This is a genomic window from Terrabacter terrigena (assembly GCF_042676085.1).
Classification (GTDB): domain Bacteria; phylum Actinomycetota; class Actinomycetes; order Actinomycetales; family Dermatophilaceae; genus Terrabacter; species Terrabacter terrigena.
This window is the reverse complement of sequence record NZ_JBHTKH010000001.1, coordinates 755,872-781,013: the sequence shown is the minus strand read 5'-3', so window position 1 is coordinate 781,013 and position 25,142 is coordinate 755,872. Positions and strand designations below refer to the sequence as shown.

Below are 25,142 nucleotides of genomic sequence, written 5' to 3'. Positions count from 1 at the left end.
AGCAGGGCGCGACCAGGCGCCAGGCCCGGGCCTGACCGCCCGTCAGGACCGGGAGTCGGCCGCCCGGTCGGCCGCGAGCCGCACCAGCCGGGCGATCGCGAGCTCGTAGCCCTGCGTGCCGCAGCCGACGATGACGCCGTCCACCACGTCGGAGAGGTAGGAGTGCCCGCGGAACGCCTCGCGCCGGTGGACGTTGCTGATGTGCACCTCGATGACGGGGGCCGTCACGACCGCCAGCGCGTCGCGGATCGCCACGGACGTGTGCGTGTAGGCGGCCGCGTTGACGACGAGCCCGACCGTGGAGTGCCGCAGCTCCTGGATCGCGTCGACGAGCTCGCCCTCGTGGTTGCTCTGTCGGAAGTCGAGCTCGAGGCCGGCCGCGTCTGCGCCGCGCCGGCACAGCGCCCTGACGTCGTCGAGCGTCTCGTGGCCGTAGACCTCCGGCTGGCGCTCGCCGAGCAGGTTGAGGTTGGGTCCGTTGAGCACGGCGATGCGCTGCGGTGCGGTCATGACTGTCGGTCCTTCGTTCGGGTCGGGCGGGGGGCTGGTGGGGTCACGATGAGCCCGGCGTCGTCGGCAGAGGTGGCGCGGGGGCCGGACCGGTCGAGCCGCGGACGACGAGCTGCGTCGGGGCCACGATGTCGGCGGGCGCGTCGTGCTCGAGCCGCGCCTGCTCGCGCACGAGCGCCACGAGCAGGTCGACCGCCGAGCGCCCCGCCTGCTCGGTGCGGTCGCTCAGGGTGGTGAGCGGAGGGTCGCAGAAGTCGGCGCCGAAGATGTCGTCGAAACCGACGATGCTGACGTCGCCCGGCACGGAGACGCCCCGGGCCTTCATCCGCTTGAGGGCCCCGATGGCCATCAGGTCGTTGTGCGCGATGACGGCGGTGGCGCCGTCAGCGAGCGCGGCCTCGCCGGCCAGCAGGCCCCCCTCGACCGACGGGTGGTAGGGGCCGAGCCGCTTCACCTTCAAGCCGTGTTTCTTTGCGGCAGAGGAGATTCCGGCCCATCGCTGCCGGCCGAGCCACGACTCGGGCGGTCCCGCGAGGAAGATGGCCCGGCGGTGCCCGAGCGCCACGAGGTGCTCGACGATCTGGCGCGTGCCGCCCTGCTGGTCGGGGCTGACGCTCGTCACGGCGGGCACGCGCCGGTTGACCAGGACGACGGGCATCGCGGCATCGAACTGCAGGATCCGCGCGTCGGTGAGGCGGCTCGAGCCGAGCAGGAAGCCGTCGACCCCCGGGGCGAGGCGCTCGACCATGCGGGCCTCGGCGCGGGCGTTCTCCTCGCTGTCGCCGATGACGAGGATGTGTCCGGTCGCCTCCGCCTGTCGCTCCGCACCCCGGATCAGCCCGGCGAAGTACGGGTTCGTGATGTCGGGCAGGACGAGGGCCAGGGTGGCGGTGCGACCGGTGCCCAGCGCGCGGGCGGCCGGGCTCGCGCGGTAGCCGAGGCGGGCCGCGACCTGCTGCACGTGCTCGCGGGTCACGACGTTGACGCGGTCCGGGTTCGTCAGGGCGCGCGACACGGTGGAGACGGCCACCCCGGCCTCGCGGGCGACGTCGGTGATGGTGACGGCGTGGGGACGTCTCGCGGACGGCATGTGGCAAATTTTGGCAAACGTTTGCCACTGGTTGCAAGGCGTCTCTACCGTCGAGACAGCCCAAGAGCCCGTGGAGGAGTCTCCGCACCTCTCCGAGGGCCAACCACCAAGGAACAACGCCGTTCTCGTCCGCCAGCACAGCAGCCCGTCTCGGGCCGGACGAGGTGGCCAGGCACAGGAGGATCGACAATGACGCCAGTCCCCAGCCCGGGAGCCCCCGAGCCCACGCCCGACGCCACGCCCGCAGGGCCCGGCGCCCCCTCGCACGTGACGACGCGCACGCCCAAGAAGGCCGCCATCGCCGCCTGGGTCGGCAGCGCGCTGGAGTACTACGACTTCGTCATCTACGGCACGGCCGCATCGCTGATCTTCCCCAAGATCTTCTTCCCCGAGGGCAACCCGGCTGCCGCCACGGTCGCCTCGCTCGCCACCTTCGGCGTCGGCTACGTCGCACGCCCGGTCGGCTCGTTCCTGCTGGGCCACATCGGTGACAAGCTCGGCCGCAAGAAGGTGCTCATCTTCACGCTGCTGCTCATGGGGGTCTCGACCTTCCTCGTCGGCTGCCTGCCCACCTACCAGAGCATCGGCATGCTCGCGCCGGTCCTGCTGGTGGTCCTGCGACTGCTGCAGGGCCTGTCGGCGGCGGGCGAGCAGGCCGGGGCCAACTCGATGTCGTTCGAGCACGCACCCGACCACCGCCGTGGCTTCTTCACCAGCTGGACCCTGAGCGGCACGCAGGGCGGCCAGGTGCTCGCCCCGGCGATCTTCCTCCCGCTCGCGGCGCTCCTGTCCGAGGACCAGCTGTTGTCGTGGGGCTGGCGCATCCCGTTCTTCCTCAGCGCGGTGGTGGTCGTCGTCGGCTTCGTCATCCGCCGCACCCTCGACGAGACGCCGGCGTTCGAGTCCGAGGTCGAGTCGCAAGCCGTGCCGCGCACCCCGCTCTCGGTCCTGCTCCGCGACCACTGGCGGGCCGTGCTGCGGGTCATGTTCGCGGCCTTCGTCGCCATGGTGAACACGCTCTACACCGTCTTCGCCCTCGCCTTCGCGACGAAGGACACCTACGGCGTCGGCTTCAGCTCCACCTTCATGCTGTGGGTTGCGATCATCTCGAACCTCGTGGCCATCGCCGTCATCCCGTTCTGGGGCAGCGTCTCCGACCGGGTGGGCCGCAAGCCCGTCTTCCTCGGGGGCCTGGCGGGCTCCGCGGTGCTCGCCGCGGCATACGTCGCCGTCATCGCGAGCGGCAACCAGGCGCTCACCGCCATCGTCGGCGTCCTGCTCGCCGGCATCGTCTACAGCGCGACCAACGCCGTGTGGCCCTCGACGTACGCCGAGTACTTCCCCACGAGTGTCCGTCTGTCCGGAATGGCGATCGGCACGCAGTTCGGCTTCGCGCTCGCCGGTTTCACCCCGACGATCGCCGCCGCGCTCCTCGGCGGCAGCGGCGACGGGTGGCCGAAGGTCGCAGGCTTCGCCGTCGTGGCCTGCGCCATCTCGGCCATCGCGGTCGCGACGGGCCCCCGTGGCACCCACCAGGTGCCCACCGAAGAGCTCGGTCGTCGCACCGTCCGGGCGTCGTCACCCGTCCGAACCACGGCCGTCACCCGCGAGGCGTCCAGGTAAGAGCAGAGAAGCCACGAGGTAGAGGGAGAGAGTAGAGATCATGACGTCGCAGCAGCACCGGAGGTCCTTCGCCATCGGGCTCCTCGGAGAGCACATCGGCAGCTCACTGGCCGCACCGCTCCAGGAGGGCGAAGGAGCGGCTGCGGGCTACTCGCTGGCCTACCGCCTCGTCGACGCGGCCGAGCTCGGGCTCGGGCCTGACGATGCCGTGGACGTGCTGCGCTGGGCGGTCCGGCTGGGCTTCGACGGCCTCAACGTGACCCACCCGTTCAAGAACGTCGTGCTCGACCTCGTCGACGAGGTGTCGCCCGAGGCAGCCGCCATGGGCGCGGTCAACACGATCGTGATCCGAAACGGCCGCACGACCGGGCACAACACGGACTGGGTCGGCTTCGCCTCCGCTCTCTCCACGACGCTGCCGCAGGCCGCCGGGCAGGACGCCCTCCTGCTCGGGGCAGGCGGGGCCGGTGTCGCCGTCGGCTTCGGGGCCCTGCGTGCCGGCGTGCGGCGGCTGCTCGTCTCCGACACCTCGCCCGAGCGGGCCCAGGCCGTCGTCGACCGGCTCGAGGCCGCCGTCGGCCCGGGTCGCGCCCGGGTGCACCTGGACGTCGCCTCCGCCCTGGGGCAGGTCGGTGGCCTCATCCAGGCGACGCCCGTCGGGATGACGAGCTCGCCCGGTATGCCGCTCGACCCGGCCCTGCTGCAGCCCGGCCACTGGGTGGCCGAGATCATCTACTTCCCGCTCGAGACCGAGCTCGTGCACGCGGCCCGGGCGATCGGGTGCGCCACGATGACCGGCGGCGCCATGGCCATCCACCAGCACGCGGCGGCATACGAGCTCTTCACCGGTGAAGCGGCCGACGTGCCGCGGATGACCGAGCACTTCGCCCGGCTCACCGGGTTGCGGGTGCTCGGACCCGAGACCGTTCCCGCCTCGGCGAGCTGAGGAGCAGCGATGCGCAAGGGAATTGCGACCGTCTCGATCAGTGGCAGCCTCGACGTCAAGCTCGAGGCGATCGCCGCCGCCCGCTTCGACTCGGTCGAGCTGTTCGACGCCGACATCGTCTCGTCGCCCTCCAGGCCCGAGGAGATCGCCCGGCGCTGCGCCGACCTGGGCCTCGACATCGACCTGTTCCAGCCGCTGCGTGACCTCGTCGGGCTCACGCCGGAGGTCTTCTCCGACCGGCTGCGCTTCGCCAGGGCCAAGTTCGAGCTCATGGAGCGGCTCGGCGCGACCCGGGCCCTCGTCTGCTCGGCCGTGCACCCGGCGTCCGTCGACGACCCAGACCTGACGGCCGAGCAGCTCGGCACGGTCGGAGCCGCAGCCGCCGAGCACGGCTTCACCCTGGCCTACGAGGCGTTGGCCTGGGGCACCCATGTCAACCGGTTCGGCCAGGCGCGGGGCGTCGTCGAGAAGGTCGACCTCGCCAACGTCGGCGTCGCGGTCGACACCTTCCACCTGCTGGCGCGCGGCGACGGCCCCGAGGCGTTCGACGGACTCGCCGGAGAGCGGATCGCCTTCGTCCAGATCGCCGACGCGCACGGGTTGAGCATGGACGTCCTCGAGTGGAGCCGCCACCACCGGTGCTTCCCGGGGCAGGGCGTCCTCGACGTCGAGGGTGTCGTCGGCGCCTGCATCGAGGCGGGCTACCGGGGTCCCCTGTCGCTCGAGGTCTTCAGCGACATCGTGCGCGAGGCCGACCCGCGTGACACCGCGCGCGACGCGATGCGGTCGCTGCTGCACCTCGAGGAGCAGCTGCGCCGCAGGTGGGACGAGACGCAGGTGGGGCCCACCGCCGACCGCCCGCGCCGTCCTCGCGTCGAGCTGTTCGACCCACCCCCGGCGCCGGTAGCGCCCACTATCGACGTCGTCGAGCTTGCGGTGGCTCCGGGCGACTCGCGAACGCACCGCTTCTTCACGAGTCTCGGTTTCACCACGCAGGAGCGCGACAGCGCCGCCGCCTCGGGCGGCTCGCCGGGCCGCACGGTCCTGCGCAACCGTGCGGCGGTCGTCGTCCTCGACGCCCGCTCCGACCTGGAGCTGCGCCGCTCGGCTGCGGCGCAGCGGCCGCACGTCGCCGCGATCGGCGTCCGCGGCGACGCCGACTCCGACCTCCCGGCCCGGGCCCAGTCGCTGCACTGGCCGGTCGTCGAGGCGACGGACGGCGACCGGCGCGTCCTGGCGACCCGTAGCCCGGCCGGCGTGGAGGTGCACCTCGACGGGCCACCGCTGGACGACCGCTCGGTCTCCTCGCCCGACCGCGACGGCTGGGGCGCGCTCGACCACATCGGTTTCGCGATCGACACGGACCGGTCCGACGCCGAGGTCTCCTTCCACCGCACGCTGCTCGGGCTGCGGCCGGGCCCCGTCAGCGAGTTCATGGACCCAGCCGGGCGGCTGCGCAGCCGCGTGCTCCAACCGGACGAGGGGTCGCTGCGGGTCGTGCTCAACATCGCGGTGCGGGCGCCCGGGTCGCCCACGTGGACGGGGGTCAACCAGCTGGCGTACGCGTGCACCGACCTGCTGGAGCGCGCGGAGACCCTGCGGCGGTCGGGGGCGCCGCTCATGCCTGTGCCCGAGGCCTACTACGACGACCTCGCTGCACGGCTCGACACGGACCCCGCGCTGCTCGGGAGCCTGCGCCGGCTCGGCGTGCTCTACGACCGCGACGACCAGGGCGGTGAGCTGTTCCACCTCTACACCCCGCTCGTCGCCGGCCGCTTCTACGTCGAGCTGCTCGAGCGTCGCGGCGGCTACCGCGGCTTCGGAGCCGCCAACACGCCCGTGCGCCTCGCCTCGCAGGCGGCCACACCCTGGCTCTGAAGCCTGGCAGCGAGGGGTCCGACGGATGGGCCCGGCTCGACAACGCGTTGAGGTAAGCCTTACCTTAGCGATGTGATCATCTGTCAGTGCGCGGTCGTGAGCGACGACGACGTCGTGCGCGCCGTCGACGCCGGGGCGTCGAACCTCGCGTACGTGTGCCAGATGACGGGAGCCGGCCAGGACTGTGGCTCGTGCGTCTTCTCGGTGAGGCGGGTCATCTGCCAGCATGAGGGCACTCAGCGCGACACATTCCTGGAGGTTGAAGGTGCAGCCAGCTAGCCCACGCGTCACAGAGCTCCTCAACGACGCCCTGACCTTCGAGCTGACGGTCACGAACACGTACTTCCTGCACGCCCGCATGCTCGACAACTGGGGTTTCCCCAAGCTCGGCAAGGTCTTCTACGACCTCTCCATCGACGAGATGCGCGATGCCGACGACCTGATCAACCGCATCCTCATGTTCGACGGCCATCCCAACGTGCAGAAGCTCGGCGCGATCCACATCGGTCAGACGCCGGAGGAGATGCTCGGCCTCGGCCTCGAGAGCGAGAAGGCCGCCGTCGCCCAGTTCAACGCCTCGGCGAAGGAGTGCCACGAGCTCGGCGACCACGGCACGGCCAGCGTCTTCGAGGAGATGGTCCGCGACGAGGAGCGGCATGCGGACTGGTTCGAGACCCAGGTCGACGCCTTCGGCCGTCTCGGTGCCGCCGCCTACCTCTCCCAGCAGCTGACCGCCGGCGAGGCGCCGAAGTAGCCCGTACGCCTGTTCGGCGGGCGAGGGCGCGGAGCGTGTATCAGCACTGATCGCCCCCACCACCGTGTTGTATCTCCCGGGCGCCGTCCGGGTCAGATCAGCATTGGGGGAAGTCATGCCGACCAAGAACCGTGCGTCCAGCACGAAGTCCGCGGCCCGGGCCGCAGCCTCGCGGGGGTCGAAGCGCGACGGGAAGGGCGGCGCGAGCCGTCTCGACCCACGTGTCTTCGACGCCCTGTTCGTCGCTCCCGACGACCTGCTGCCCGGGTCGTTGCGGGGGCTCGACGGTGAGGAGGGCCTCGACGGCGACGACTACCGCGAGATCCTCGAGAGCATCTGCGGCACCACCGACGACAGCCAGCCCGTCGAGCAGTACGACGGCACGCTCGGGGTCACCCGGGCCTTCGTCGACGCGCACCAGTCCGCCGTCGCGCAGGTGCAGTGGAACGACAACCTGGCCTCCGTCTACACCAACCCCGGCGACGTCAACGGCGCCCGCTGGGGGTCCGGCACGATGATCGGCCCCGACCTGTTCCTCACGTGCGGGCACCTCTTCGACCAGACAGGCAACGGGTGGACCCGCCCGCGCGTCAACGGTTCCGCGGCGACGATCTCCCCCCAGGAGATCGCCACGAACATGCACCTCAACTTCAACTACCAGGTGGACAGCGCGGGGACGCTCCGCACTGAGGCGCGCTTCCCGATCACCCAGCTGCTGGAGTACCGCCTCGGTGGCGTGGACATGGCGCTGTGCCGCATCGGCGGACGTCCCGGCGACACGTTCGGCTGGAGCACGGTCGCGACGGCCGACGTCGCCGTCGGCGCGATGCTCGCGATTATCGGCCACCCGGCAGGTCGGCCGAAGCGCATCGAGGCAGGCCCCGCGACCGCCCTCGGAGGCGGACAGCTCTCGTACAACGACATCGACACGCTCGGCGGCAACTCCGGCTCGGGCATCCTCGGGCCGGCCGGGACCGTCGTGGGGGTGCACACCAACGGCGGCTGCAACTCAGCCGGCACGGGCTCGAACTTCGGTGTCCCGATGGCCACGATCCGCGCGCTGTCGCCGACCCTGCAGAGCCTCGGCACCAACACGCTCGCCGACACGATCGTCACGAACGTCCGCTCGGACTCCGTCGTGACGATCTCGCGCTTCGACGACGTGACGATCTCGTGGCGCGACAACATCACGACCAACTTCTGGCGCGACCAGGTGGCGACCCTCGCCTGGCGGGACACGAGCCCGGTGGCCGACCAGGTCGTCACCAAGCCGTGGGCCGACTTCGGCGGCGGCTCCGGCCCGGGTGAGGACACGATCCGCGAGACCATCGACCCCGGCGGGCTCGGACCCGTCGTCAACCCCGACCCCGGCGTGCTCGTGGGGCCGGGCGTCCAGCCGTTGCGGCCGTTCGCACTGCAGGGTGGTCACCGCTTCGACGTCGGGGAGGCCGCGGCGGCCGACGGCGCCCACGACAACGACCGGGCGTCCGCCGAGGCGCTGCTCGCGCAGTACGAGCAGGCCATCGAGGCGGCGAGCCAGCAGCTGGCGTCGCTGCAGGAGGAGTACGCGCACGTGTACTCCGACTACGCCGAGACCTTCGGCCGGGCCTGACCCAGCACGTCACCGACGGGGGCGTGTGCCGCCGGCTCGGCCCGGCGGCATACGACCCCTCCCGCGCACCACCGGACAGCGCCCCAGGGGGAGACATGATCGGCATCATCAGCAGCGTGGACGACGTCCACGCGAGCCACGTCCTCAGCGAGCTGGGGCGGCTGGGCAGCGACGCGACGATCCTCGACACGGCGACCGTGCCGGCGAGCGGGTCCGTCACGAGCTGGCACACGAGCGACGAGCCCTGGCGGGCGACGTGGTCCACGACGGGTGCCGCGGTGGACCTCGCCGACCTCCGGACCGTCTGGTGGCGGCGACCGCAGGCGCACGTGCTGCACGACGAGCTGCGCGGCGCCACCGACCGGCAGTTCGCCTACGGCGAGGTCGACGCGGCCGTGCGCGGCCTCTGGTCGTGCACCGATGCGACCTGGGTCAACGACCCGGAGCGCGACCTGGCAGCCTCACGGAAGCTCTGGCAGCTCAAGGTCGCCGCCGGCATCGGCCTGCGCATCCCACGCACGTGCGCGACGACGAGTCCGCTCGACGCCCGAGCCTTCCTGGAGTCGGAGCCCGGCGGGGCGATCTACAAGCCGTTCGGCGGGAGCGAGGAGGCGTGGGCCGAGACGCGTCTCGTCGAGCGGGCCGACCTGGACAACCTCGACCACCTCCGTTTCGCGCCGGTGATCTTCCAGGAGCTGGTGCCCGGCGGCATCGACATCCGCGTGACGATCGTCGGGCGCGAGGTGCACGCCGCAGAGATCCGGGCGATCGACACGGCGTACGAGTTCGACTTCCGCATGGACTGCGGCAACGCGCCGATCCACCCCCACGAGCTGCCACACGGGCTGGTCGGGAGGCTGCACCGGTTGATGGACCACTTCGGCCTGCTCTACGGGGCCGTCGACCTGCGCCTCGCCCCCGACGGCGACTACGTCTTCCTCGAGGTCAACCCCGCGGGGCAGTGGCTCTTCGTGGAGATCGCGACCGGACAGCCGATCTCGGCGGCGATGGCGCGCCAGCTGCACCGGCTGGACACGGCGGCATCTGCTCGCGAGGTCCGGTCGGGTGCCGGGTCGGGAGCCCGGCCCCCCGCGCCCCTCCACGAACGCCGGGGGCCGGGCTGAACCACGGGTGGCTCGACTCCTGGGCGGAGTGACGGTCACCGACGGCGCCAGATCCCCTGCGCCGGACGCCGTGGGTCGCTCCCCCCGGTGCGACCCGTGACCCTCCGCCCGGTCGTCGAGTCCTGCGGACCGTTCGACCGGCAGGGAAAGCATCACCCATCCGCTCGTGGCGGAGGATCAGCCGGTGGGGGAATGAGGGGATCCGCCTCGGGGGGACGTCGGGTGAGCGGAACGACGAGCGCCAGGCCGCGCGGCGGGCTACCGTGGGCACGCCTGCGCGGCTCGCGGCAGGCCCGGGGCCGTGCCCTCGGCGGTGGCGCAGCCGGCGCTCGTGACGGGAGGGAGTGACCGTGCCGCTCAGCGACCCGGTCGTGCGCGCGTTGCGCCATGCCGACCTGAAGATGAACGAGGTCGAGCGGGGTGACATCTTCAGCGTCTACGAGGCCTGTCGTGCGGCCGCATCCGCCATCGCACCCGTCGACGACTTCTACATCGCGCTCGTCAAGGACCGCGACCGACGGATCTCCTACCCCTACCTCTTCAGCAACGGGCGCTACCTCGAGACCGGGAGCCTGACGTACGGCCCGGGTGGTGTCGTGGCCTGGATCGCCGCCTCGCACAAGCCCTACCGCTTCAGCGACGACGGCGGCGCCCTCCTGAACCGGGGCGTCCGGTTCGGCGACGACGAGCTGTCGGCCGACGCCGTCGTCGTGCCGATGATCGACGACGAGGGCCTCGTCGGCATCATCGGCGCCCTGAGCGACACGCCGTCGGTCTTCACCGACGAGATCGTGACCGCCATGACCTGGCTCGCCGGCCTCGTGCTCGACCGTTTGCAGTCCGTCGACCCGGGTCGGCGGCTCAACCTCAGCCTCGTCTACCCCGAGCTCGAGGACGACGGTCGCGCGGGAGCCCTCATGGCGGTCAACCGCACGTCTGCCGCGCTGACCGGGGTGGCAGCCGAGATCGACGACGTACGCCTCCACCTCGAGGAGCTCGCGCACGACGGCACGCTCGAACAGCGGCTCGCAGCCCTGAGCCGGCGCTGCTTCGAGGTACAGGCGGGCATCATCACGAGGGTGGGCCGGCACGCCTCCGCCGACGGCATCGGCGGGGTGCGTACCGACCCGCTCGAGGGCCTCTCACCGCGCGAGCGCGACGTCGTCGCACTCGTCACGAGCCGCACGGGCGACCCGGGCAACGCCGGCATCGCGCGCGCCCTCGACATCGGCACGGCCACGGTGAAGACGCACGTCTCCTCGGCCCTCGGCAAGCTCGGCCTCCAGCACCGCAGCGAGCTTCGATGGCTCGTCCACGGCGGCCCGTGGCCGCTCGACGTGTCCGACGACTGACCCCCGTCTGGCGCCGATCTGCTTGCGTCTCAGAGGGTTCCGGAGCGCAGCAGGTCGAGGAGCGAGCGCGCCTCGTCGGCGCACGCCGCGCAGCCCTGCAGGTGGTGGTCCATGGCGTCGTCGCGGTGGTGCGGGTCGGCCAGCAGGGCCTCGACGTGGAGGTCCATCCGCTCGAAGCACTCGTCGCACGAGAGCCACGGCGTCGTGTCGACGAGCAGCGCGTCGACGGCGCGCGCCGACAGCGCCGGCTCAGGGGGACGGTCGCGTGGGGTGTCGGTCATCGGGCGCCTCCGGTGGGGGACAGGTAGCCGCGGACGGTCAGCTCGGCGCGGAGCCGGCGGCGGGCCTCGTGCAGGGTCTTGTAGAGGGCGCCCCGGTTGGTGCCGAGCCGCTCGGCGAGCACGTCGATGGGCACCTCGTCGACGAGAAGGGCCACGGCGATGCGGCGTTGGTAGGGCGTCAGGACGGTGGCCATCGCGCGGGCGAGGGCGTTCGCCAGGTCCGAGCCTTCGGCGGAGTGCTCGGCGCTGTCGTGGTCCGCTGCCGGGATCGTGCCGAGGTCGAGGTCGCGCAGCTCGACCTCGCGACGGCGCCACTGGAGGCGACGCACGTCGGAGGACGCCTGCAGGATGGCGAACTTGAAGGCCCACGTCGTGAAGCGGCTTCGGCCCTCGAAGGTGTGCAGCTTGGCGAGCAGGGCGGTCATGGCCTCGTCGGCGGCCTGCTGCACGATGACCTCGACGGAAGCGGGTGAGTCGTCGGGCAGGGCGGCTCGCATCCGCCACACCTGGTGGGCGGCCGCGCGGACCATCAGCTGGTGCAGCTGACGCTGGGCCTCTTGCTGCTCCGGGCCGGGGGTCGAGAGCGCCGGGACCCAGTCGACGGGCTCGTGCCGCGGCGTGGAAGCACCCGAGCCGTGGTTCGTGGGCCCGGCGAGCCCGCCCGACGGGGCCGGGCGGGTCGTCGTGCCCGGTCCGCTGCCGGGGAGGGGGAGGTCGTCCCGGCTCAGGGCGGTCACCGGGTCGCCCGGGGGTCGTCGACGGGGGAGAGGATGCGGGCGGCGAGCTCGGGTGGGCAGCCCGCGTCGACGAGCTGGAGCAGCGCGTGGAGGTCGACTCGCTGGCGGGCCAGCGCCTCGGCGAGCGCGACCGGGAAGCCGACCTCACGAAGCCGACACACGCGCCACTCGACGACGTCGAGGGGTGGGCCCGCTGAGCGGCACGGCACCGTGTGGCTGGTCTGCTGGACGGTCATGCGTCGTTGGCTGACGACGACGGGTCCGGTCTTACCCACCTGGTGCCCGAGGGTGTGGCGCAGGACCGGGCGTCCACCCCCGTCGGTAAGACAGCTGCCTCGTCGCGCCGCAAACACGGTGCAAGCCTCCCACCGCTGCCTGCGCACGTCACGGGCCGCAGCCTCGGGAGGACAACCGGGAGACCGATTTTGGAGGTCAGCATGGCCACGACCCTCAGCCCCGCAGGGGCCTCGACATCCGCAGCGCGCAGCGACGCGACGTACCAGGCGTACGCGGTTCTGCGCACTGCGTTCACGGTCGCACCGATCGTGTTCGGGCTCGACAAGTTCCCCAACCTGATGGTCCGGTGGGACCAGTACCTCGCCCCGGTGCTGTCGAACCCGCTGCCGGTGACGCCACACCAGGCCATGTACGCCGTCGGCGTCATCGAGGTCGTCGCCGGCATCGTCGTGCTGCTGCACCCGCGGCTGGGTGCACTCGTCGTGGCCGTCTGGCTCGCCGGCATCATCGTCAACCTGCTCCTGATCCCCGGCTTCTACGACGTCGCGCTGCGAGACTTCGGGCTGTTGCTCGCTGCCGTCGCCCTGCAGCGTCTGGCCACGCGCTTCGACCCGCGACCCACCCTCTGGCCGCTCCGTCGCGCGTAGGCGGTTCGAGCGTCCTCGCCGGGTCGGGCGGCATTCGCACCGACCGGCGGGGACGCGGGTCGGGGCTGGTCGAGACCCGGAGGGGACGGCATCCCCCGGCCAGGCACTGCTCCGTCTCCGACGCGAGGCTGCGGACGAGCGAGGCGATGGTGCGGTCGCACAGGCCGCCCATGCGCGACCGGTCGAAGACGAGTGCCCGCCGCCCGAGCGAAGAGCAGCTGCTCGTCCTCCCGCAGCGGGCGAAGGGACCAGTGCCCGGATGCGGGTGCGACGGATCGGTGCGAGGAGCCGGTCAGCCGACCGCCGCACCACCCGCGTGCGGGAAGACGAGCGGCTCGCCGAGCAGCTGGAGGCTGACGACCGTGCCGTCGGGCGGCACGTCCTGGCCGCGCACGCGGGCCCGCACGACCGCGGCCTCCCCGTCGCAGGGGTCGATGCCGAGGTCGAGCGCGACGAGGGCGTCGTGGCCGAAGTAGGTCGAGGACAGCACGGTGGCGGGTCGGCCGGAGCCCTGCGCCACGAGCGCGATCTGCTCGGGCCGCAGCAGCACGTCGACGGGTCCGTCGGGCACGTGCTCGACCGAGATCACGCCGAGCGCGTGGCGGACGGTGCCGGCGTCAGCACGACCGGTGAGCGTCACGGCGTCGCCGAGGAACCCGGCCGACCGCGTGTCGGTGGGTCGGTCGTAGACCTCGGCGGGCGAGCCGACCTGCGAGAAGTGCCCGTCGTGCATGATCGCGACCTGGTCGGCCATCGACAGCGCCTCGGACTGGTCGTGGGTGACGAGGATGGCCGTGACTCCCTCCCGGCGCAACACGTCGGCGACGGCCTCGCGCGTCGAGGTGCGCAGCGCCGCGTCGAGGGACGAGAAGGGCTCGTCGAGCAGCAGCACCTTGGGCCGGCGGGCCAGGGCCCGGGCGAGCGCCACGCGCTGCTGCTGGCCGCCCGACAGCTGGTCGGGTCGCCGGTCGGCCAGGCCGACGTCGAGGCCGACGAGACGGAGCAGCTCGCCGAGGCGGCCCGTGTCGCGACGGGCGGCCCGGTCGAGGCCGTAGACGACGTTCGCGCCCACGCTCAGGTGCGGGAAGAGGTTGCCCTCCTGCGCGACGTAGCCGACGCCCCGGCGCTCCGGCGCGCGCCACACCCCGGGACCGACGACGACGTCGTCACCGAGCGCGACCGACCCGCCGTCGGGGGCCTGGAAGCCGGCGATGACCCTCAGGAGGGTGGTCTTGCCGCAGCCGGAGGGCCCGAGGATGACGGTCGTCGAGCCTTCCGGCACGTGCAGGTCGATGCCCCGCAGGACGGGCTGGCCGTTGTGGGATGCCGTGACATCGGCGATGCGGACCTCGCTCACGTCGCGGTCACCTCCTCCGTTCGTCGCATGAGCAGATAGGTCACCGGCGCCGACAGGATGACGAGGGCGGCGGCATACGGAGCGGCGGCGGCGTAGTCGAGCGACTCGCTGGCGGCCCAGAAGGCCGTGGCCAGGGTGCGCGTGCCGGTGGGCGCGAGCAGCAGGGTCGCGGTCAGCTCCGTCGAGACCGCGATGAAGACGAGGGCGAAGCCGGCCAGCGTGCCCCGCAGCACGAGCGGGAGCTGGACCCGGACGAAGGCGCGCGCCGGGCTGTCACCGAGGGCCCGGGCCGCGTCGCCCAGCTCGGGAGGCAGATGGGCGAGGGCCGCGCGGATGGAGACCATGGCGCGTGGGACGAAGAGGATGCCGTACGCCAGGACCAGCAGCACCGAGGTCTGGTAGACGGCCGGCAGGTAGCGCACGGCCAGCCCGACGAGGGCGAGGGCGACGACGACGCCCGGCAGCGACGAGGCGAGGTAGGTGGAGCGCTCGACGGCGACGGCCACCCACCGGTCGCGTCGGTCGGTCGCCCGCACCACGAGCCAGGCCACGGGGAACGCGGCCACCGTCGTCAGCACCGCCGCGGTGGCCGCGAGCCGCAGGGTGCTCCAGACCGGCCCGAGCAGGTCTCCTGCCGACAGCGAGTCGGCGCCCATGGCGAGCCAGCGGCCGATGCTGCCGACCGGGACCGCGATGGCCAGCAGCACCAGGACGCCGATGCCGGACAGGGCCACCGGGGTCACGCGTCCGAGCCGCACCGGGGTGGGCCTCTGCGGGGTGCCGCGGCCGAGACGGGCGTGGCGGGCGCGTCCGCGGCTCACCAGGTCGACGGTGAGGAAGGCGAGACAGAGCGCGAGCAGCGCCGAGGCCAGCACGCTGCCTGCCGCGTCGTCGAAGGCCACCTGGTACTGGTCGAGGATCGCCGTCGTGAACGTCGGGAAGCGCACGAGCGCGAGCACGCCGAACTCCGCGAGCAGGTGCAGCGCGACGAGCAGCGCGCCGCCCATGAGAGCCGGGCGCAGCTGGGGGAGCGTGGCGCGCAGGAAGGCGCGCCACGGGCCGAGCCCGAGTGAGCGAGCGGTGTCCTCGAGGCTGCGGTCGAGGCCACGCAGCACCGCGGCGACCGGCAGGAAGACGAACGGGAAGTACGAGAGCGACGTGACGAGCACGGCGCCCGAGAGTCCGTTGAGGTCGGGGCGGATCGACACCCACGCGTACGCGTTGACGAACGCCGGGACGGCGAGCGGGCACACGAGCACGACCCGCCACAGGCCGGCGAGCGGGAGGTCGGTGCGCTCGACGAGCCAGGCCGCCGCCACTCCGAGGACGACGGTGATCGAGACCGTCAGCACCACCAGCGACAGGGTGTTGCCGAGCAGCTCGCCCACCCGGGGGCGCCACAGCAGCCGACCGGCCCGCTCGGGCCCGACGGCGAGCGCCTTGGTGACGATGACGACGAGCGGTGTGCAGCAGACGAGGGCGACCAGCCCGGCCACGAGCCGGGTCGCCACGGAGCCCGATCGCCACGGGCGACCGGGTGAGCCGGTGGCGATGCGTCCGAGCACGTTGGCCGTCACGTCAGAGGATGCCTGCCTCGGTCATGAGGGTGATGACCTCGGGACCGTTGAGGGTGTAGGGGTCGACCGGCGGCGCCTCGAGCGAGGCGAGCTTGGGCAGCGCCGGGTCGGACTCGACGCCTGCGCCGACGGCGTACTCCTTGGCGTCGCTCGACGCGAGGATGCCCTGACCCTCCTTGCTCGTGACGAAGGCGAGGAACTTCTGCGCGTCCGCCGCGTGCTTGCTCGACGCGAGCACGCCGCCGCCCGACAGGCTGACGAAGGCGCCAGGGTCCTGGTTCTTGAAGTAGTGCAGCTTCGTGTTGCCGCTGCCGTCCTTGCTGAGGGCCTGGTCGCGGTACCAGTAGTAGTGGTACATGATGCCGACCGGCACCTCGCCGGCGTTGACGGCCTTCATCACGGCGATGTTGTTGTTGTAGATCTTCGCGCCGTCCTTGAGCCCCTTGAGCCAGGCCGCCGTCTTCTCCTTGCCCTGGAGGGCGGCGATGGCCGACACGATCGCCTGGAAGTCCGCGCCGCCGGCGGCGGCGCCCCAGCGACCCGACCACTCCGGCTTCTGGAGGTCCATGATCGACTTCGGCAGCTCGGCCTCGGAGATCTTGCTCGGGTTGTAGACGAGCACGGTCGAACGGGCCGCGATGCCGACCCACTTGCCCGTCGACGGGGCGTACTCCTTGCCGACCTGGGCCAGCGTCGTGGGCGTGACGGGCGCCAGCAGGCTGGCGTTCTGGACGGTCGTCATGGCCGGCGAGTTCTCGGTGAGGAACACGTCGGCGGGGGAGCGGGTGCCCTCCTGGACGAGCTGGGCGGCCATGGCCGAGTCTCCGCCGTAGCGGATCTGGACCTGTGTGCCGGTCTTCTCCTGGAACGCCTTGGCCCAGGCGTCGGTGAGGTTCTCGTGCTGGGCGCTGTAGATCGTCAGCTTGCCCGGGTCGAGCTCGTCGCCCGCCTCGAGGCTGCCGCCGCAGGCGGACAGGGCCAGCGTGGCGGCGGCGCTCAGTCCTGCGACGAGCACGGTGCGTCGGGTGGTCACGGGTCCTCCATCGGGTCGCCGAGGCCGTGGCGCGCGGGGCGGCGCCGACACGGACGCCCGGTCTCGGGGGTGTCGGTCGCGTCGACGGCCGACGTTTGTCGCTTAGGTTCGCCTTACCTTATTCAATCAGTCTGCGTCATCCCAATCGGCCCCGTTGCCTGACATCCGCGAGGCCCCTTCGGTGGGCCCGTCCCGCAGGTCGTCGCCTGGGTGCCCGGGGCCGGTCGGTGTTGCGCGTGCGGGGTCGGCGGCGTGGGACGGCCCTCGCGCGTGCCGCGGGGCCGGCCGTAGGTTGACGGCATGACGACGGTTCCCACCCACACCCTCAACGACGGCACGACGATCCCAGCGATCGGGTTCGGCACCTACCCGCTCACGGGTGAGGACGGCATACGCGCGATGGTGTCGGCCGTGGAAGCCGGCTACCGGCTGCTCGACACCGCGGTCAACTACGGCAACGAGACCGAGGTCGGCGAGGCCATGAGACGGTCTGGTGTCGCTCGCGAGGACCTGGTCGTGCAGAGCAAGGTCCCGGGTCGCGACCACGCGTTTGACAAGGCGGTCGCATCGGTCGAGGGCACCCTCGAGCGGCTCGGCATCGAGCAGCTCGACGTGGCGCTCATCCACTGGCCCAACCCGAGCGTCGGGCTCTACGTCGACGCCTACCGCGCCCTGGTCGAGTGCCGCGAGCGCGGGCTCGTGCGTTCCGTGGGCGTCAGCAACTTCACCGAGGAGCACCTGACCGAGATCATCGACGCCACCGGGGTCGTGCCCGTCGTCAACCAGGTGGAGCTGCACCCGCTCTTCCCGCAGGAGCAGCTGCGGGCCGTCCACGAGCGGCTCGGCGTGCGCACCGAGAGCTGGAGCCCGCTCGGCAAGCGCAACGCGCCGTTCGGAGCCGACCCCGTCGCAGCGGCCGCGGAGGCTCACGGCGTCAGCCCGGCCCAGGCGATCCTCAGGTGGCAGGTGCAGCTCGGCGCGCTGCCGTTGCCCAAGTCGGCCGACCCCGAGCGCCAGCGGGCCAACCTCGACGTGTTCGGCTTCGAGCTGGACGACGCCGAGATGGCAGCGATCTCGTCTCTCGGACGCGAGGACGGCCGGCTCTTCGGCGGCGACCCCGACGTGCACGAGGAGATGTGAGGGCAGCCGTCGGGAGCGTCGGCTGACGAACGGGACGCGAGCGATCCTCCTCGACGGGGCGGATCTCTCCTGCTGGTCTGCGTGGCCGGTGGCTGTGGAGGAATTCGCCCGGCTGTCGGCGGTCGCACCTAGAGTCGAACACTGATCGAAGCGACGGTGGTGGCGGCGTCGGCGGAGGAGCAGGTGGCGCGGGCGTGGCTGGAGTCGCCGGTGCAGGGCGCCGGTCACGTGCGGCTCGACTTGGCGTTGAGGGACGAGCTGCCGCACACGATGGCCGCGCTCACCGGCGATGAGCTGAACGAGTGGCGCGCGCAGATCATCCTCCGAGAGACCGCGACCCTGACCGGAGAGCAGCGCGCCTTGGTCGACGCCGAGGTCGTCGGTGGCCGGCGCGAGCAGGTCGCCGGGTGGGGCGACCGCGAGCTGGCGCGCCAGGTGAGGGCCGTCGCTGGTCGCGGTGGCCGACACGGCCTGCGCGGCCGGTGACGGCCGCGGCAAGGGGCCGGTGATGGCCGACACCCTCGTCACCTCGGTCATCGGGCAGGCCGGCGCCGCCGCGGTGCCGGTAGAGGTGCAGCTCATGATGACCGACCGTGCCCTGCTCGCAGGCGATGACACCCCGGCACAGCTGACCGGCTACGGCACCGTCCCGGCCGCCTGGGCCCGCGACCTGCTCACCGCCCGAGGCACCTCCCGTGCGGTGGACGGTGCGGGGCCGGTCGCCGGTGCGGGAGACGGTGCGGGTGCCGAGGCGATGGTGTGGCTGCGTCGGCTGTACACCCACCCAGCCACCGGAGCGCTGGTCGCGATGGACTCGACCCGCCGCCCCTTCGACGGCGGGCTGCGCCGCTTCATCCTGACCCGCGACGCCGGCACCTGCCGCACCCCGTGCTGCGATGCCCCGGCCCGGCACGTCGACCACGTGCGTGACCACGCCGACGGCGGCCCCACCAACGAGAGCAACGGGCAGGGCCTGTGCGTGCGGTGCAACCTGACCAAGCAGCACCCCGGCTTCCGCGCCGTCACCCTCACCGCCCCCACCGACAGGGGCGACCCGACGCAGCAGCCCGGCGCACCGCACACCGTCGTCACGACCACCCCGACCGGGCATGCCTACGCCTCCCACGCCCCACCCCTGGTCCCCGGGCTGCTGCACGACCAGGACGAGCCCCCCGACCAGCACGAACACGACCCCGACGTGACCGCACCGCACCTGCGCGGCCGTCCTGCCGACGAGCTCAGCCCGCTCGAACGCGCCCTCGCGCTCGCCCTCGCCGCCTGACGACGCCCTCGACGACCGGCGGGCCGGCAAGCCGGCGTCAGTCGAAGTCGGTGGACCCGGTCTCGACCACGCGGGCCGCCAGGACGTGGACCTTGACGTTCTGGGCCATGCTCGCGCGGCGCAGCACGTCGAAGGCCTGTTCGCGGGTCAGCTTGCGCAGGGCCATGAGAACACCGACGGCGGCGCCGATCTCGCGGCTGTGCTCGAGGGCGGCCGAGAGCTGGTTGGCCTTGGTCTCGGCACTGTCCAGCCGCTCCAGGGCCTCGAGGAGGTACGCCTCGACGGGCGTGAGGGGTGAGGCGCCGGGGGTCGTCGTGACGGCGTCGACGCGCGCGGGCACGTCGCCGTCATCACCAGTGACCGCATGCCGCATGGGCGGCGTGGTGACCCCGGCGTCGGGCGGTGCACCGACGGTGGACCCACGGGCGCCGTCGGCTGCCTCGTGTGGCTTCATCTGCTGACTCCTACGAGATCCCCGTCGCCGGCCAGGGCTCGACCGCGACAAGGTGGGCAACCAGCCTAGGGGACCGGAGGCGCCCGGTGACCACTCGAGAGGGGGCTTCCACCCGGCTCCGGGCCGGTGTCCGGACGCAGCACGAGGCGGCACCCGCTCGGGGGATCGGGTGCCGCCTCAGCCATATCATCGCCCCGAGCGCCGGATCGTTACAGCGCGGTGGTCTCGCGCCCGCTCGGCACGCCGGCCACGCGGGTCACGCGGGTCAGGCAGCGACGGACTCCCGGTGCCGGTCGAGGTGGCGCATCACGGGGGTCGCGAGGGCGCCGTGGACCATGACCGAGACGAGGATGGTGAACGCGGTGGTCGACCACAGCCACCGTTCCTCTGCGAACGAGTGCTCGCCGGCCGCGAACGCGAGGTAGTAGAGCGAGCCCACGCCACGCACTCCGAAGAAGGCCGTCGCGAGGGCCTCGTGTCGGCTCAGCCCGCCCGGGAGGTCGTCGCCACGAGCCCGCACGCGCAGGCTGACCCACCCGGCGAGCGGCCGGAGCACGAAGACGAGCGACAGGGCGATGAGGACACCGCGCCAGTCGAGCTCGTTGAGCACTCCCTTGGTCATGGCCATGCCGAGCATGAGCAGGATGATGAGGGTCAGCAGCCGCTCGAGGCGCTGGACGACCTCGTGCATGGAGCGGTGGTAGTGGTGGTTGCGCTCGGCCGCGCGCAAGGTCAGGCCGCAGGCGAAGACCGAGACGAAGCCGTAGCCCCCGACGAGCTGGCTCACCCCGTAGGTCATGACGAGCGCGGCCAGGGCGAGCAGCGGCTCGCCCTGCTCGGCGAGCCTCAGCGACCGTCGCGGCGAGCGGAACGCTACGCGGGCCAGCCCCCAGCCGACGGCGACTCCCACGACGACGCCGATCGCCACTTTGCCGACGAGGTCCCAGGCGAGCCAGCCCACCCACCACGAGCCGGCGCTCCCGGCGGATGCGAGCAGGATGCCTGCCGTGACGAACGGGAACGCCAGCCCGTCGTTGAGCCCGGCCTCGGAGGTGAGGGCGAAGCGGACGTCGTCCTTCTCGTCGACGGGCTCGCCGAGTGCCTCGCCGTCGCCATCGTCATCGTCGTGCTCGTCGGGCACCTCGACCCGTGGGCCCTCCACCTGGACGTCGCTCGCCAGCACCGGGTCGGTGGGCGAGAGCGCCGCCCCGAGCAGCAGCGCCGCGGCCGGGGCGACGCCCAGGCCCCAGCCCAGCAGCGCGACGGACGCGATGGTCAGGGGCATGGCCACGGCGAGCAGGCGCCAGGTCGACGACCACGACGCCCACGCCGAACGCTGCCGCCATGCGAACGAGCGGTCGATCGCGAGGCCGACGCCCATGAGCGCCACGAGGATGGTGAACTCCGTGATGCGCTCCACCTGGGGCCGGATGACGAGGGGGTCGAGGCGCATCCCCTCGGGCAGCGGCAGCAGTCCGATGCCCATGCCGAGGACGAGCAGCACCATGGCCGCCGAGACGGCATACCGGTCGAGCACGATCGGGAGCACGGCTGCGAGGAACATCGCCGCGCCGGCGATGAGGTAGATCAGGTTGATCGACATGGCGACGACACGGGCAACACGCTGGGCTCCTCGAAGTGGTGACCCGATGCACCTACCCGTCCCGGCCGGGCGACCACCGGGCGTCCGCCGGCTGGTCCCCGCAGCGGCCCGGTGTCGCCCTCAGATCCCGGGGTCCTCGCCCTCGGGAACGACGAGCAGCCACCGGTAGCCGTAGGGCTCGATGTCGACCTCGACGCCCCCGCCGGGCCCGACGTCGGTCTCCCGGCGCTCGTCGAGCAGGTCGAGCAGTCGGGCTCCCGGCGGGACGTCGGGCAGCGTCAGGGGGACCATCGCACCGTCAGGGCCGAAGTTGTGGAGCCCGACCATGGCCCAGTCGTCGGTGCGACTCACGTGGGCCAGGGTCGAGGCGACAGGGTGGTCGAGCACCTCGACGGAGGCCCAGCCGCTCTGCGGCAGCTGGCGGTACCGGCGCACGAGCCCGCGGATGAACCACCACAGCGAGTCCGGGTCGCGGCGCTGGTCGGCGACGTTGACGTGCTGGGGCCCGAAGAGGCCGTCGGGCATGGGCCTCGTGAGTCGGCGGCGCGGCGCGGACGAGAAGCCGCCACCCTCGCCCTCGGTCCACTGCATCGGGCTGCGGACCGCGAGCCGGCCGGGGATGTCGAGGTTCTCGCCCATCCCGATCTCCTCGCCGTAGAAGAGCACGGGCGTGCCGGGCAGCGAGAACATCAGGGAGTAGACGAGCCGGAGGCGGCGCTCGTCGCCGCCGACCATCGGGGGGAGGCGGCGGCGCAGCCCGCGGTCGTACAGCTGCATGTCGGGATCCGGCCCGAAGGCCGCGAAGACCTCACGACGCTCGGGCACGGTGAGCTTGTCGAGGGTCAGTTCGTCGTGGTTGCGCACGAAGTTGGCCCACTGGCTCGTCACGTCGAGGGCCGGACGCTCGCGAAGCGCGTCCGCCAGCGGAGCCGCCTCGCCGCGTGCGAGTGACAGGTAGAGCCGCTGCATCCCGATGAAGTCGAACTGCATGTTGAGCCCGTCGCCGTCGTCGCCGCCGAAGAAGCGGCGCTGGTCGGGGTAGGGCAGGTTCACCTCGCCGAGCAGCACGGCGTCACCGACCCTCCTCGTCACGAAGGATCGGACGTCACCGAGGTACCGGTCGGGGTTGAAGGCGTCCTCCTCGGCGTCGTCGACGCCGGGGACCCCGTCGCGCGCGAAGAGGAACGGCACCGCGTCCACGCGGAAGCCGGACACCCCGAGCTCGAGCCAGAAGCCCAGGGTGCGCGAGATCTCTTCCTGCACCGCGGGATTGGCGATGTTGAGGTCGGGCTGGTGCTTGTAGAAGTGGTGGAGGTAGTAGTCGCCGGTCTTCTCGTCGCGTTGCCAGATGCTGTCCTCCTGGTCAGGGAAGACGACGTCCTTCTTGCTCGACCGCGGCTTGGTGCGGCTCCAGACGTAGTAGTCGCGGTAGGGGTCGTCGCGGCTCCGGCGGGCCGACTTGAACCACGGGTGCTTGTCGGACGTGTGGTTCATGACGAAGTCCACGATGACGCGGATGCCGTGGGCCCGTGCCGTGCGGACCAGCTCGACGAAGTCGCCCAGCGTCCCGAGCTTCGGGTCGACGCCGAAGAAGTCGGTGATGTCGTAGCCGTCGTCCTTGCGGGCGGTCGGGTAGAACGGCATGAGCCACAGGCACGTGATGCCGAGGTCGGCGAGGTACTCGATGTGGTCGGTCATGCCGCGCAGGTCACCCACGCCGTCGCCGTCCGAGTCGTGGAACGTCTCGACGTCGGCACAGTAGAGGACGGCGTTCTTCCACCAGACGTCGCCGGTGTCGCTGATCCTCATCGGCTCGCTCCTTGCGTTGACGGCTGCAGGTCCCGTTGCGGCTCAGGCGTGGTCGGCGACAGCTGGGGAAGCACGTGTTGTCCGAAGGCGTCGATGAACGGCGCCTGGTCCTTGCCGACGAAGTGGAGGTAGAGCTCGTCCCAACCCATCTCGACGTACTCCTGCAGGCGCTGCGCGTGTCGACCCAGGTCGGCGGAGACGAGCACCGAGTCACACACCCGCTCGGGCGAGACGGTCTCACCGATGAGGTCGAACGCCTCGACGCTCTCGGTGTCCCACGCGACGGGTGGGCCGAGCACGTTGCTGCGCCACTGGTCGTGGGCGATCGAGAGCGCCTCGTCCTCCGTGTCCGCCCAGCTGAGGTGGATCTGGAGGCGCGCGGGACCCCGCCCACCGGCGTCCCGGTAGGCCGCGAGCACCCGACGCAACGTGTCGGCGGGCTGGTTGACCGTCACGAGCCCGTCCGCCCAGGCGGCGTGCCGCGCCGCGGTCTCGGGGGTGACGGCGGGTCCGACGAGGTCGGGCACCGGGTCCGCACGGGTCCACAGGCGAGCACGGTTGACCGTGACGAGCCCGTCGTGGCTCACCTCCTCGCCGTGCAGGAGCCTGCGGATGACGCCGACGCACTCGACCAGCCGGGCGTCGCGCACCTCCTTGCGGGGCCAGACCCCACCGGTGACCCGTTCGTTGGACGCCTCGCCCGACCCGAGCGCAGCCCAGAAGCGGCCGGGGAACATCTGGCCGAGCGTCGCGATCGACTGGGCGACGATCGCCGGGTGGTAGCGCTGCCCGGGCGCCGTCACCACCCCGAAGGGCAGCGAGGTCGTGGCCAGGGCCGCGCCCAGCCAGCTCCACGCGTACCCGGACTCGCCCTGCCGGCTGCTCCATGGCGAGAGGTGGTCCGACGACATGCCCGCGGTGAAGCCCGCGGCCTCGGCCGCCTGGACGTCGCGCAGGAGCCGTGCCGGGTCGATCTGCTCGTGCGAGCAGTGGAATCCGATGACGGTCATGCCCACCAACGCAACCGCACAGTGGCCCGGTCGTCAACGGGTCGCCGACGAGTGTGCCTGTGCGAGTTACGTTCCCGACGAAACGGGTATGGACAGGGGTCGGTGAAGAGGTGTCAGTCCGGAATGCGGCGCCATGCCGCGATCGCTCCGTCGTCCTCCAGCCCGTCGAGCACGGCGGTCCGCAGGAGCGTGTGGCCACTCGCGTTCGGGTGGTCGCCGTCCCCGAGCAGGTCCCCGGTCGGGTCGCGGTCGCCCGACTCGCCCTTGAGCGGCGTGTAGGCGTCGACGTAGACCGCGCCGGTGCCGGCCGCCACCTGTGCGACGGTCGTGTTGACGAGACGGGTCAGTGCGTCGCTGCCCAGGACGAAGTCCGACCCGAGGGCACGCCCGACGGCACCGTCGACTGTCACGTTCCAGTAGCCGAGCACGGCGATGCGCAGGTCGGGGCGTGTGTCGATCAGCTTGATGTCGTTGATGATCCGCGTCAGCCCGTCGCGCAGACCGGCGATCGTGGCAGACCAGCAGCCTGACGTGGTCGCGGGCAGGCACGACGTGTCGGCCACGCTCCCGAGGTCGAAGTCGTTGGCGCCGACCTCCACGACGACGAGGTCGGCGTCCGCGAGGTGCTGCCGCGTCGGCGAGTTCAGCAGGTCGTCGGCGACGTCGGTGGTCGTCCAGCCGCCGGTCGCGTCGTTGTGCACCACCCAGGGTCGCTGCGTCAGGCGCTCGAGCTGGCTGCCCACCTGCTCGACGTAGCCGGTGCACCCACAGGTGTCGGCCGACGGCACGGAGTCGCCGAGTCCCACGACCGTCAGCGGCCCCTTCGGCGTCGACGAGTGCGGCCTCGCGTATGCCGTCCCGCCGGTCGCGCCCGATCCACCGGCCCCACTGGTGGCGGTAAGCACGCCCCCGAGCCCGCCGAGGGCGGACGACGTCACGGGGACGACGCCGGTGACCACCAGCAGGGCGAGCACCGCGAGGCCCAGCACCGCGGCGACGACGTGGTGGGGGTGGGGTCCACCTGCCGCCTGCGGGTCACTGTGCTCCGCCGGGCCGCCGTCCGCGCCTGACGGCATACGGGAACCC

25 protein-coding genes are annotated in these 25,142 nt (G+C 72.2%); 12 read left to right on the top strand and 13 right to left on the bottom strand.

What is annotated here, in order from left to right; translation table 11 throughout:
• Positions 1-42 precede the first annotated feature (42 nt).
• Both aroQ and ACFQ2V_RS03645 read right to left on the bottom strand, forming a co-directional pair.
• The gene (gene aroQ, locus ACFQ2V_RS03650; protein WP_386050785.1) at positions 43-510 is read right to left on the bottom strand and encodes a type II 3-dehydroquinate dehydratase; all 468 of its coding nucleotides are present in this window, start codon (positions 508-510) and stop codon (positions 43-45) included.
• 43 nt (positions 511-553) lie between these two features.
• Positions 554-1,600 (bottom strand): LacI family DNA-binding transcriptional regulator, encoded by a 1,047-nt coding sequence (locus tag ACFQ2V_RS03645; protein WP_386050783.1) that lies wholly within the window; start codon positions 1,598-1,600, stop codon positions 554-556.
• A 189-nt stretch (positions 1,601-1,789) separates the two neighbouring features.
• On the opposite strand from ACFQ2V_RS03645, the gene ACFQ2V_RS03640 reads away from it, so the two are divergent.
• The 8 genes from ACFQ2V_RS03640 (at position 1,790) to ACFQ2V_RS03605 (ending at position 10,889) form a co-directional block, all read left to right on the top strand.
• Entirely contained in the window at positions 1,790-3,223 is a 1,434-nt protein-coding gene (locus ACFQ2V_RS03640) for an MFS transporter (protein WP_386050781.1), read from the top strand.
• A 40-nt stretch (positions 3,224-3,263) separates the two neighbouring features.
• Positions 3,264-4,169, top strand: a complete 906-nt coding sequence (locus tag ACFQ2V_RS03635) for a shikimate dehydrogenase (RefSeq protein ID WP_386050779.1) — start codon at positions 3,264-3,266, stop codon at positions 4,167-4,169.
• Between the two features lie 9 nt (positions 4,170-4,178).
• Positions 4,179-6,047 carry a sugar phosphate isomerase/epimerase and 4-hydroxyphenylpyruvate domain-containing protein gene (locus ACFQ2V_RS03630; RefSeq protein ID WP_386050777.1) on the top strand — a complete coding sequence of 623 codons (1,869 nt, stop codon included), beginning with the start codon at positions 4,179-4,181 and terminating at the stop codon, positions 6,045-6,047.
• 72 nt (positions 6,048-6,119) lie between these two features.
• Positions 6,120-6,326, top strand: a complete 207-nt coding sequence (locus ACFQ2V_RS03625) for a (2Fe-2S)-binding protein (protein ID WP_386050776.1) — start codon at positions 6,120-6,122, stop codon at positions 6,324-6,326.
• Complete coding sequence (gene bfr, locus ACFQ2V_RS03620; RefSeq protein WP_386050775.1) at positions 6,313-6,801, top strand: bacterioferritin; 489 nt, start codon at positions 6,313-6,315, stop codon at positions 6,799-6,801. Before ACFQ2V_RS03625 ends, bfr begins: the two co-directional genes overlap by 14 nt.
• Positions 6,802-6,916: 115 nt before the next feature.
• On the top strand, positions 6,917-8,413 hold the full coding sequence (locus ACFQ2V_RS03615; RefSeq protein WP_386050773.1) for a trypsin-like serine peptidase: 1,497 nt from the start codon (positions 6,917-6,919) through the stop codon (positions 8,411-8,413).
• Between the two features lie 95 nt (positions 8,414-8,508).
• Positions 8,509-9,537 carry an MvdC/MvdD family ATP grasp protein gene (locus ACFQ2V_RS03610; protein ID WP_386050771.1) on the top strand — a complete coding sequence of 343 codons (1,029 nt, stop codon included), beginning with the start codon at positions 8,509-8,511 and terminating at the stop codon, positions 9,535-9,537.
• A 350-nt stretch (positions 9,538-9,887) separates the two neighbouring features.
• Entirely contained in the window at positions 9,888-10,889 is a 1,002-nt protein-coding gene (locus ACFQ2V_RS03605) for a LuxR C-terminal-related transcriptional regulator (RefSeq protein WP_386050770.1), read from the top strand.
• A gap of 29 nt (positions 10,890-10,918) precedes the next feature.
• On the opposite strand, the gene ACFQ2V_RS03600 is transcribed toward ACFQ2V_RS03605, so the two are convergent.
• Genes ACFQ2V_RS03600 through ACFQ2V_RS03590 form a run of 3 tightly spaced genes read right to left on the bottom strand, consistent with a single transcriptional unit; the run spans position 10,919 to position 12,182 of the window.
• Positions 10,919-11,170 carry a hypothetical protein gene (locus tag ACFQ2V_RS03600; protein ID WP_386050769.1) on the bottom strand — a complete coding sequence of 84 codons (252 nt, stop codon included), beginning with the start codon at positions 11,168-11,170 and terminating at the stop codon, positions 10,919-10,921.
• A complete protein-coding gene (locus ACFQ2V_RS03595; protein WP_386050767.1) occupies positions 11,167-11,907 on the bottom strand; it encodes an RNA polymerase sigma factor in 741 nt (246 codons plus the stop codon). Before ACFQ2V_RS03595 ends, ACFQ2V_RS03600 begins: the two co-directional genes overlap by 4 nt.
• Positions 11,904-12,182: a hypothetical protein gene (locus ACFQ2V_RS03590; protein WP_386050766.1), complete on the bottom strand. Its 279-nt coding sequence runs from the start codon at positions 12,180-12,182 to the stop codon at positions 11,904-11,906. Before ACFQ2V_RS03590 ends, ACFQ2V_RS03595 begins: the two co-directional genes overlap by 4 nt.
• A gap of 162 nt (positions 12,183-12,344) precedes the next feature.
• Here ACFQ2V_RS03590 and ACFQ2V_RS03585 point away from each other — a divergent pair, with 162 nt between their 5' ends.
• Positions 12,345-12,791 carry a hypothetical protein gene (locus tag ACFQ2V_RS03585; protein WP_386050765.1) on the top strand — a complete coding sequence of 149 codons (447 nt, stop codon included), beginning with the start codon at positions 12,345-12,347 and terminating at the stop codon, positions 12,789-12,791.
• A gap of 292 nt (positions 12,792-13,083) precedes the next feature.
• On the opposite strand, the gene ACFQ2V_RS03580 is transcribed toward ACFQ2V_RS03585, so the two are convergent.
• From ACFQ2V_RS03580 to ACFQ2V_RS03570, 3 genes are read right to left on the bottom strand one after another with little or no spacing between them, the layout of a single operon-like run.
• On the bottom strand, positions 13,084-14,148 hold the full coding sequence (locus ACFQ2V_RS03580) for an ABC transporter ATP-binding protein (protein WP_386050763.1): 1,065 nt from the start codon (positions 14,146-14,148) through the stop codon (positions 13,084-13,086).
• Positions 14,145-15,725: an ABC transporter permease gene (locus ACFQ2V_RS03575; RefSeq protein ID WP_386050761.1), complete on the bottom strand. Its 1,581-nt coding sequence runs from the start codon at positions 15,723-15,725 to the stop codon at positions 14,145-14,147. The genes ACFQ2V_RS03580 and ACFQ2V_RS03575 overlap by 4 nt, the downstream gene beginning before the upstream one ends.
• 1 nt (position 15,726) lies before the next feature.
• Positions 15,727-16,758 carry an iron ABC transporter substrate-binding protein gene (locus ACFQ2V_RS03570; RefSeq protein WP_386050759.1) on the bottom strand — a complete coding sequence of 344 codons (1,032 nt, stop codon included), beginning with the start codon at positions 16,756-16,758 and terminating at the stop codon, positions 15,727-15,729.
• A 300-nt stretch (positions 16,759-17,058) separates the two neighbouring features.
• On the opposite strand from ACFQ2V_RS03570, the gene ACFQ2V_RS03565 reads away from it, so the two are divergent.
• From ACFQ2V_RS03565 to ACFQ2V_RS03555, 3 genes are all read left to right on the top strand, one after another.
• Positions 17,059-17,898, top strand: a complete 840-nt coding sequence (locus tag ACFQ2V_RS03565) for an aldo/keto reductase (RefSeq protein ID WP_386050757.1) — start codon at positions 17,059-17,061, stop codon at positions 17,896-17,898.
• Between the two features lie 156 nt (positions 17,899-18,054).
• Positions 18,055-18,384, top strand: coding sequence for a hypothetical protein (locus ACFQ2V_RS03560; RefSeq protein WP_386050756.1), 330 nt, complete (start codon positions 18,055-18,057; stop codon positions 18,382-18,384).
• Positions 18,385-18,406: 22 nt separating this feature from the next.
• Positions 18,407-19,180 (top strand): HNH endonuclease, encoded by a 774-nt coding sequence (locus ACFQ2V_RS03555; protein WP_386050754.1) that lies wholly within the window; start codon positions 18,407-18,409, stop codon positions 19,178-19,180.
• A 37-nt stretch (positions 19,181-19,217) separates the two neighbouring features.
• Here the strand turns inward: ACFQ2V_RS03555 and ACFQ2V_RS03550 are convergent, their stop codons facing one another.
• The 5 genes from ACFQ2V_RS03550 to ACFQ2V_RS03530 form a co-directional block, all read right to left on the bottom strand.
• Entirely contained in the window at positions 19,218-19,634 is a 417-nt protein-coding gene (locus ACFQ2V_RS03550) for an ANTAR domain-containing protein (protein ID WP_386050752.1), read from the bottom strand.
• A gap of 265 nt (positions 19,635-19,899) precedes the next feature.
• Positions 19,900-21,237, bottom strand: coding sequence for a cation:proton antiporter domain-containing protein (locus ACFQ2V_RS03545; RefSeq protein ID WP_386050750.1), 1,338 nt, complete (start codon positions 21,235-21,237; stop codon positions 19,900-19,902).
• A 120-nt stretch (positions 21,238-21,357) separates the two neighbouring features.
• Positions 21,358-23,046, bottom strand: coding sequence for an alpha-amylase family protein (locus tag ACFQ2V_RS03540; RefSeq protein ID WP_386050748.1), 1,689 nt, complete (start codon positions 23,044-23,046; stop codon positions 21,358-21,360).
• Positions 23,043-24,056, bottom strand: coding sequence for a TIGR03885 family FMN-dependent LLM class oxidoreductase (locus ACFQ2V_RS03535; RefSeq protein WP_386050747.1), 1,014 nt, complete (start codon positions 24,054-24,056; stop codon positions 23,043-23,045). Before ACFQ2V_RS03535 ends, ACFQ2V_RS03540 begins: the two co-directional genes overlap by 4 nt.
• Positions 24,057-24,169: 113 nt before the next feature.
• The gene (locus ACFQ2V_RS03530) at positions 24,170-25,132 is read right to left on the bottom strand and encodes an SGNH/GDSL hydrolase family protein (RefSeq protein WP_386050745.1); all 963 of its coding nucleotides are present in this window, start codon (positions 25,130-25,132) and stop codon (positions 24,170-24,172) included.
• Between the last annotated feature and the right edge of the window lie 10 nt (positions 25,133-25,142).

What these genes read in the sequence shown, in the direction of transcription:
- aroQ (WP_386050785.1), bottom strand. Translation starts at nt 510, where the DNA reads ATGACCGCACCGCAGCGCATCGCCGTGCTCAACGGACCCAACCTCAAC.
- ACFQ2V_RS03645 (WP_386050783.1), bottom strand. Translation starts at nt 1,600, where the DNA reads ATGCCGTCCGCGAGACGTCCCCACGCCGTCACCATCACCGACGTCGCC.
- ACFQ2V_RS03640 (WP_386050781.1), top strand. Translation starts at nt 1,790, where the DNA reads ATGACGCCAGTCCCCAGCCCGGGAGCCCCCGAGCCCACGCCCGACGCC.
- ACFQ2V_RS03635 (WP_386050779.1), top strand. Translation starts at nt 3,264, where the DNA reads ATGACGTCGCAGCAGCACCGGAGGTCCTTCGCCATCGGGCTCCTCGGA.
- ACFQ2V_RS03630 (WP_386050777.1), top strand. Translation starts at nt 4,179, where the DNA reads ATGCGCAAGGGAATTGCGACCGTCTCGATCAGTGGCAGCCTCGACGTC.
- ACFQ2V_RS03615 (WP_386050773.1), top strand. Translation starts at nt 6,917, where the DNA reads ATGCCGACCAAGAACCGTGCGTCCAGCACGAAGTCCGCGGCCCGGGCC.
- ACFQ2V_RS03610 (WP_386050771.1), top strand. Translation starts at nt 8,509, where the DNA reads ATGATCGGCATCATCAGCAGCGTGGACGACGTCCACGCGAGCCACGTC.
- ACFQ2V_RS03600 (WP_386050769.1), bottom strand. Translation starts at nt 11,170, where the DNA reads ATGACCGACACCCCACGCGACCGTCCCCCTGAGCCGGCGCTGTCGGCG.
- ACFQ2V_RS03585 (WP_386050765.1), top strand. Translation starts at nt 12,345, where the DNA reads ATGGCCACGACCCTCAGCCCCGCAGGGGCCTCGACATCCGCAGCGCGC.
- ACFQ2V_RS03565 (WP_386050757.1), top strand. Translation starts at nt 17,059, where the DNA reads ATGACGACGGTTCCCACCCACACCCTCAACGACGGCACGACGATCCCA.
- ACFQ2V_RS03555 (WP_386050754.1), top strand. Translation starts at nt 18,407, where the DNA reads ATGGCCGACACCCTCGTCACCTCGGTCATCGGGCAGGCCGGCGCCGCC.
- ACFQ2V_RS03550 (WP_386050752.1), bottom strand. Translation starts at nt 19,634, where the DNA reads ATGAAGCCACACGAGGCAGCCGACGGCGCCCGTGGGTCCACCGTCGGT.
- ACFQ2V_RS03545 (WP_386050750.1), bottom strand. Translation starts at nt 21,237, where the DNA reads ATGTCGATCAACCTGATCTACCTCATCGCCGGCGCGGCGATGTTCCTC.
- ACFQ2V_RS03540 (WP_386050748.1), bottom strand. Translation starts at nt 23,046, where the DNA reads ATGAGGATCAGCGACACCGGCGACGTCTGGTGGAAGAACGCCGTCCTC.
- ACFQ2V_RS03535 (WP_386050747.1), bottom strand. Translation starts at nt 24,056, where the DNA reads ATGACCGTCATCGGATTCCACTGCTCGCACGAGCAGATCGACCCGGCA.
- ACFQ2V_RS03530 (WP_386050745.1), bottom strand. Translation starts at nt 25,132, where the DNA reads ATGCCGTCAGGCGCGGACGGCGGCCCGGCGGAGCACAGTGACCCGCAG.